We start from the raw sequence: 1,315 nt of genomic DNA, 5'->3' as shown, positions 1-1,315 counted from the left end.
GGCGGTTTCAGGGTGCTAGTGCAACACCACTGATAAGTTCATCCAGTCTCTCACGAGGCGTACGGAACTCAAGCGTCCGCCGCGGACGATCATTCAGGAGGTCCTGCATCTGCAGGACCTCCTGATCGGTCACCCGATTGAAATTCGTGCCCTTGGGATAGAAATCCCGGATCAACCCATTGAGATTCTCATTCGAACCCCGCTGCCACGGCGAATGAGGATCGCAGAAGAACAGGCGACACCCGGTGGCAACAGTGAAATCAGCGTGCTGGGCCATCTCCTGACCCTGATCCCATGTGATCGTCTGCCGCAACGCCTCCGGCAGTCCCTCGATAAGACCACGCATCACATCAATCACCGTCGCAGACTCCCGACTACCCGGGAGCCTGCCAATCAACGCGAACCGGGTCTGCCGCTCCACCAGAGTCACCAACCCAGAGGAGTCCGGCCCGACAACCAGATCACCCTCCCAATGCCCCGGCACCGCCCGATCGGCTACCTCAGCCGGACGATCCGACAAACGGGCCCCTGCCAACCACGGACGACTACTCCGCCGCGGCAGCTTCGACTGCGGAACCCGGCCCGTGCGCCCCGACCGCAACGCCTTGACCACACTCAACTCGTGGCGCAGCGACCCCTTGCCCTGCACATACAGGGCCTGGTAGATCGTCTCGTGGGACACCCACACCTCCGGGCAATCGGGGAACTCCACCCTCAACCTACCCGCGACCTGCTGCGGAGAATACCGCGCGTTGAGCCGCTCGACGACCAGATGCCGGATGAGAGGGTCGTCGAGCTTGCCGCCACGGGCCGCATGACGGTACCGCATCGTCGCGTAGTGGCCCATCATCGCATGGTAGAGCCTGGCGGGCCCCTGCGTGTGCCACCGTGGTTGTCCCGGGCGGTCCACACTGTGCCGGCGGACCTCCCGGGAGACCGTCGACGGGCTCACACCGAGGTGTCGGGCGATCTTGCGCAATGACCACGGCACCTCGGCGTTCAACGCCGTTTCGATGAACGTCCGCTCGGCCAGTGTCAACCGATGATAGGACCGACCCGCAGCCGGCTGAGGGTCGGTCAGGTCGACTCTCTGGACCCCTCCGGTACGTCCGGTCGTTGTTGTCATACCCGCTAGTCTGGCCCATTTCCCGACGGTTGAACGGCTCATGGACCGGGCCTTCGCGATCCGGGCGACAGGAATTCCCCGAACGATCTCGTTAAGCACCTCGGACCATTCCTGGTTCGAGTAGTTCACTGCGATGTATGGCATACGCCCCTCCTGGGAAGGGTGTTGCACTAGCACCTTGAGACCGCC

1 protein-coding gene is annotated in these 1,315 nt (G+C 63.2%); it reads right to left on the bottom strand.

Annotation, left to right across the window (positions count from 1 at the left end; translation table 11 throughout):
- Window positions 1-7: 7 nt before the first annotated feature.
- Window positions 8-1,270: an IS30 family transposase gene (locus NQ036_RS15375; RefSeq protein ID WP_257059997.1), complete on the bottom strand. Its 1,263-nt coding sequence runs from the start codon at window positions 1,268-1,270 to the stop codon at window positions 8-10.
- Window positions 1,271-1,315: the final 45 nt, after the last annotated feature.

This window comes from Brevibacterium sp. 91QC2O2, assembly GCF_024580695.1.
Taxonomy (GTDB): Bacteria; Actinomycetota; Actinomycetes; order Actinomycetales; family Brevibacteriaceae; genus Brevibacterium; species Brevibacterium moorei.
This window is presented reverse-complemented; position numbering and strand designations above follow the sequence as displayed.

Bases quoted from the DNA above. Each gene is read 5' to 3' on its own strand.
- NQ036_RS15375 (WP_257059997.1), bottom strand. From the start codon at position 1,270: ATGCCATACATCGCAGTGAACTACTCGAACCAGGAATGGTCCGAGGTG.